5 protein-coding genes and 1 pseudogene are annotated in these 5,386 nt (G+C 54.2%); 3 read left to right on the top strand and 3 right to left on the bottom strand.

Going from position 1 to position 5,386, the window contains the following annotated elements; all coding sequences use genetic code 11:
- Together tnpC and tnpB are read right to left on the bottom strand one after the other, a co-directional pair.
- Positions 1-816, bottom strand: an 816-nt coding sequence (tnpC, locus tag Ga0074115_RS15285) for an IS66 family transposase (protein ID WP_198295081.1), incomplete at its 3' end; no start/stop codon positions are given.
- A gap of 576 nt (positions 817-1,392) precedes the next feature.
- On the bottom strand, positions 1,393-1,935 hold the full coding sequence (gene tnpB, locus Ga0074115_RS16015; protein ID WP_082626938.1) for an IS66 family insertion sequence element accessory protein TnpB: 543 nt from the start codon (positions 1,933-1,935) through the stop codon (positions 1,393-1,395).
- Positions 1,936-2,691: 756 nt separating this feature from the next.
- Here tnpB and Ga0074115_RS15270 point away from each other — a divergent pair.
- From Ga0074115_RS15270 to Ga0074115_RS15260, 3 genes are all read left to right on the top strand, one after another.
- On the top strand, positions 2,692-3,885 hold the full coding sequence (locus tag Ga0074115_RS15270) for a porin (protein WP_157292819.1): 1,194 nt from the start codon (positions 2,692-2,694) through the stop codon (positions 3,883-3,885).
- A gap of 142 nt (positions 3,886-4,027) precedes the next feature.
- Complete coding sequence (locus Ga0074115_RS15265; RefSeq protein WP_157292817.1) at positions 4,028-4,420, top strand: hypothetical protein; 393 nt, start codon at positions 4,028-4,030, stop codon at positions 4,418-4,420.
- 45 nt (positions 4,421-4,465) lie between these two features.
- Positions 4,466-4,834, top strand: a complete 369-nt coding sequence (locus tag Ga0074115_RS15260; protein WP_057957175.1) for a c-type cytochrome — start codon at positions 4,466-4,468, stop codon at positions 4,832-4,834.
- 219 nt (positions 4,835-5,053) lie between these two features.
- Here Ga0074115_RS15260 and Ga0074115_RS16010 read toward each other — a convergent pair.
- A pseudogene (locus Ga0074115_RS16010) lies at positions 5,054-5,386 on the bottom strand (IS66 family transposase); the annotation flags it as partial.

Genomic DNA, 5,386 nt, shown 5'->3' with positions numbered 1-5,386 from the left:
GATGGCATTCTCCGCCAGGGCGTTGCTGATAGTCAGCCGTCCATCTGCGCAGTAGCCTGTCAGCCGTTCCCACTGGTTCAGGGTGTATTGCATGGCCTTGTAGGTCAGGCTGTCCTTGGGGACGCGTGTGCGGTTCTTCTCCAGCCAGGCCTTGAGATCCTCGAGCACCGGTCCTGCCAGCTGCTGACGTTGCCGGGTCTTCTCCGCTGGTTCGAGGTCTGCGATGCGTTGCTCGATGGCATACAGCTTGCGGATCTTCGACAGCGCCATATCCGCCTTGCTCACCGGCTGGCCCCGCTTCTTGACAGGTGCTGCCTTGCTGGCCTCGACGAACTTGCGCCGAGCATGGTCCCAGCAGCCAATGCGGGTGATGCCGTTCTCACAGCAGACCTTGTTGTAACCGGCGTAGCCGTCGGTCTGCAGCATGCCACAGAACCCCTCGAGCAGGCGTAGCGGGACCGCCTCGCCACGCGAGGCGTCGTATTCGTACAGCACCACCGGCTGGTCCGGCGGTCCGCCCCGGATCAGCCACATCCATTTGTCCGATTGGGCCGCCTTGCCCGTCTCCTTGAGTACCTGCAGCCGCGTCTCGTCCGCCTGCAGGTAGTCAGCGCCTAACTGATGCTCCCGCAGCAGGTTGAGCAGTGGTTTGAAGACATCGCCCAGGCGGATGATCCAGTTGGCCATGGTGGTGCGACTGATCCGGCCCCCATGGCGTTTGAGGATGCCCTCGAGCCGGTACAGCGGCAGGGCATCGGCATATTTGGCCACCAGGAGCCAGGCCAGTAGCTGGACGCGGGCCTGGCATTTGCCCAAGGGATGGACCGGACGGACCGCCGCCTTGACCTGGGAGCCCCCTCCTCGGAATCCTCGAACACCGCCTTCTCCTGCCAGTATTCGATGACCTGGGCCTGGGCCGGGACGATGTCCAGTTCTTCCTTGACCTTGGTGTAGAAAGTCTTGCTGGCACCGACCCTCTCTTCCTCGCTCAGGGAGAGATGCACCTGGATGCGCGGCAGGCGCTTGGAGTAGCCATCGGCCTGACGTGACTTGCCGGCGGGCCTTTTCTCTTCTTCGGGCAGCTGTGTCTCGACCTCTTTGAGCGAGACCTCGAGTTCAGCCTCGTCGAAGAGCGTGCCCTGGAAGGACAGCTTCTCGCTGCTGGCGTCAAAGCGGCGTAGCCGCGCCAGGCGCAGCTGCTCTTCCATCAGGCGCAACAGCTTCTGCTGTTCCTTGATCAGGGCTTCGCGCTCGACCAGCAACTGGTCTTTCGTCTGGATGACGCGGAGCAGATCGGGGACGGTGAGGGACACTGTGGGGTGAGTGGTTGGATCGGTTGCCAGCGCCTTTTTCATGAGGCCATATTCTACCTTCGACACACCCGCCCCGTCTTCAGAAAGTCGCCTCGTAATGCAGCTTTCGATGGCCTTTCATGGCGACAAGATCATAACCGTCAAGCAGCCAGTTGATCTGCTGGCCATCCAGGGGCACCACCTCGTCTCCCGAGGCGGGCCAATGGAACCGCTCCTCGGCAAGGCTCTTGTAGTAGAGCACGAAGCCATTGTCTTCCCAGTACAGCAGCTTGATCTTGTCCCGCCGCCGGTTGCTGAAGGCATACAGCGCACCCTCGAAGGGGTTGTGCCCCAGTTCCTGCTCGACGATCGCGGCCAGCCCGCGGATCTCCAGGCCGTCGGGTAGCACCAGGCTCAGGCCAGAGCCCACCGGTGCTGCGAGGGTGACCGGTACGAAGCTCTTCGCCCTGGGTTGCACCATCGGCTTATCTGTGCGGCGCAACTTGCGCGCCCAGTAGCCGAAGCTCGGGGAACTGAGCCCCCGTTGGGCGCAGTAGGCCCTCTGCGTCAGGCCTGAGTCTTGCCAGGCGACCACATGCTGTTGCCAGTACAGGCTACTGTCGTTGGAGTTGGAAGTCATCATGCTCTCTCCTGTGTGGTGATCAGTCAGGAGAAAGTCTGCGGTAGCGCCTGCTCCGAAAACAGGTGCCGGTTCTTGGGCGCTTACAGGTGTTCTATAACCGCCAGAGACGCCACTCAACTATCGGTTATCAGACGCCATTGGGCTATGAGAAAGAAAACCGAAAAGCTGCGTGATTTTTTGCCCGGAAAAGCCCTGCCATATCAAAATATCTTTGCGGTGACTGACGAATATCATTACAGCAATTGATTTTTATATGTTTTTTCTTGAAACCGGGTATTTCTTTTGATAATTTCAGTCGCGCGTGAGGCCTGTCACATTTTTAAAAGATAAAGCACTAAAATATTTGCGCCCTGCCTTAGGCAAGGCAGGTGCGCTATTTTTAGGGTGCGCTTGTGCTCTCAACATCTTGAATAGGCAAGAAAAATAATGTTGCAAGGTTTTTTTGCGTGATTAGTGATGATCATCACAAAAACAAAACGAAGAAAAAGAAATTCCCATCAAGCGCTGTAATTGAGGGGTTTACCTGAAAGGTTCGGGGCGAATTTGTACATCTCCGGCCTGAGATAAATCTTGTTGCCGATTGTAGGGGGGTGCCAAAAAGTCCAGTCATTGTCTTTCGCTAACATCAACAAAAATCATATATCGTTTTACTAAGGGGGAAATAATGAAGAAGTCAGCTCAGATTTTTGCGTCAAAAAAACAAAATCAACGCAAGCTACTGCGGTTGCATTAGTCATTGGAACGCTGGGTCTTGGTGTGTGGACTGAAAGCCAGGCGGTTCCCGCCTTTGCGCGTCAGACTGGTATGGCCTGCAATTCTTGTCACTTCCAGGGTAGTTATCCGGCGCTCAATCAATTTGGCCGTTCATTCAAAGCGGCTGGATATACTCAATCAGGTGCGCAGGAATTGGTGGAGGATGATAATTTGTCTCTACCAGCCGTTCTTAATGCCTCGTTGATTACCAAGTTTCGCTACCAGAAAACGAATGGAGACAATGCGAGGTTGGTAGAAAGCGGTGCGACCATCGAAGGAAAAGAGGGTGCCTATGCAACCAATGTGGGTGAGCTCCAGCTACCTGACGAGGCCGCCCTGTTTCTGGGAGGCCGCGTAAGTGAAAACATTGGTTTTCTAACCGAACTCTCCTTGCACGGCACAGAAGGCAGTAATTTCCTCTCCTTTAAAATGCCGTTCAACTTCAAGGCAGGCGAAGATACTGACCTGCTGGTTGTCCCGTTCATAACGGACGCCTTGGGTGCAGGGTTTGGCCTTGAGTTGCTGAATACGGGAGCATTGCGCAGTCAGCGAGTGGGAGAGGATCGCAAGTCATTGATGGCGCAGCAATACCTTGGCCTTGGGTATGGGGCTGCAGAAGGTATCACATTTGCAGCCGTGAAGGAGTCTGGCTTCCTCAATGTGACATTTTGGTCCCCCGATTGGAGCAATTTCAGTCCAGAGGGTCTGGCCACCTATGTTCGTGGGGCGCTGACGCCTCAATTGGGTGACTGGGATTCTGGACTTGGATTCCAATACTATTTCGGTAAGTCAAAGAATGACACTGGCGGTAATGTCATTGAAGAGAAAGATATAAAGGGGTGGTCTATTGATGGCCAATTGCAGGGCGAATTTCTGGGTAAGCCATTAGGCGCTTATGCTGCATATGGGAGTGTTCCTAGTAATTCGCATTTCAATGCTAGCGCAAACAGGAAAACGGCATGGTCCATCCATGGCCAATATGGTGTGATACCAAACAAGGCGACGATTATACTTGGGTATCGACATGCGGATACGGGTGCTGATACCGACAATGCAGTGACAATAGGTGGCACCTACAATTTTGCGCAAAATGTACAGTTGCAACTCAACCACGTACTACGGAGCGGGAGTAAATATGACACTCCGCAGGATGCGGGCGATCAGCAAACAACCTTGATGCTGTTCAGCGGATTCTGATCGGAATTCAGCTATGAATAATGGGCTATTTGTCCTGGTTGCATGTTTACCCATAGTGGTTATTTCCGGGTGCTCATCCTTGGGTGAACGCCCGGGAATGCTTGACATTACCTCCGAGCCTACGGGGGCGGAGGTGTATATCATGAACGCAAGAGTGGGCGTTACCCCGCTCATTCTAGAGCAAGGCAAGGTCTTTCCGATTGTCTATCCACGGGAGAAACACCCGCTATACGGTACGGTTGAAGTGCGCAAGGTTGGGTGTGCCACACAGCGGCTGCGAGTGGGAACACAAGAGATCGCTAAGGGGGTTCACGCCAGATTGGAATGTAACGAAGTGGAACCCTCGATTGTGCCTTCTGATTATCAGCCGAAGTTGCCAGAATCTACTGCAATACAACAATCTGGCAAAACGGTTGAAAAAGCCTCCCCTTTTTTTGAAATGCGGTTTCGTCGTGTTATTGAGCTGCGAGAAAAGGGTTTGATCACGAAACAGGAGGCGAGTGAGATACGGGATCGTATCTTAGACGAACTCTGAATGGATCGTTAAACGCCTCTCATTAACTCCTTGGAGGAGACTTAGATGATACATATACGAAAAAAAATGCTACTGGCTTTTTCAGTTAGTGCTGTCATCGGCTTGGGTGTGGCGCCATCTGCAGCGCTGGCGGATGGAGCAGCATTGGCAAAGAAATATAATTGCCTGGTGTGCCTCAGTGTGGATAAAAAACGGGTTGGTCCCGCATACAAGGCAGTGGCGGCTAGATATGAAGGAGATCCGAGTGCGGTAGCTGATCTTGTTGAAAAAATTAAAAAAGGCGGCAAGGGCGCCTGGGGTTCGGTCCCCATGCCTCCCAACAAGAAAGTTACGGACGAGGTAGCAACGACTATACTGGACTGGGTTCTCGGATTGAACACTGGCACGGTTGTAGCTGCCAATGTGTCGGACTGACCCCTCTGTTGCCTTTGTGCCTGAGGCGAAGTGAGGAGTCAACACGGAATTATCAGGCACTTGAGCTTTGCTGACCACCCTGATAATTGAGTAATAGTTCGGCAGGATGCCGCAGGCTATTAACCCGGTAACTGAATAGTGGCCGGGTTAATGCTGGCACAAGGATATGTCGGCCCGGTCGACGGCAACTAAAGGCCAGGACGCCTTTTGGTTGCCGAGTTAATAACTGTAATTCAGCGCGGCTTTGAGCTTGGCGTTCCAGGGTAACAGCGCCTCGATCTGCTCGACTGTCTCCGCCGCCCCGATATGCTGTAACACGTAGTGCAGGTAGACGAAGAGCTCAAGGCTATTGGTCTTGGTGGTCTCGATCAGGCTGTAGACGCTCGCGCTGGCCCTGGCCCCACGCGGCGTGTCGGCAAACAGCCAGTTCTTGCGGCCGATGGCAAAGGGTCAGATGGCATTCTCCGCCAGGGCGTTGCTGATAGTCAGCCGTCCATCTGCGCAGTAGCCTGTCAGCCGTTCCCACTGGTTCAGGGTGTATTGCATGGCCTT

Source organism: endosymbiont of Ridgeia piscesae (genome assembly GCF_001443665.1).
Classification (GTDB): Bacteria; Pseudomonadota; Gammaproteobacteria; order Chromatiales; family Chromatiaceae; genus Endoriftia; species Endoriftia persephonae.
This window is presented reverse-complemented; position numbering and strand designations above follow the sequence as displayed.

What these genes read in the sequence shown, in the direction of transcription:
- tnpB (WP_082626938.1), bottom strand. Translation starts at nt 1,935, where the DNA reads ATGATGACTTCCAACTCCAACGACAGTAGCCTGTACTGGCAACAGCAT.
- Ga0074115_RS15265 (WP_157292817.1), top strand. Translation starts at nt 4,028, where the DNA reads ATGAACGCAAGAGTGGGCGTTACCCCGCTCATTCTAGAGCAAGGCAAG.
- Ga0074115_RS15260 (WP_057957175.1), top strand. Translation starts at nt 4,466, where the DNA reads ATGATACATATACGAAAAAAAATGCTACTGGCTTTTTCAGTTAGTGCT.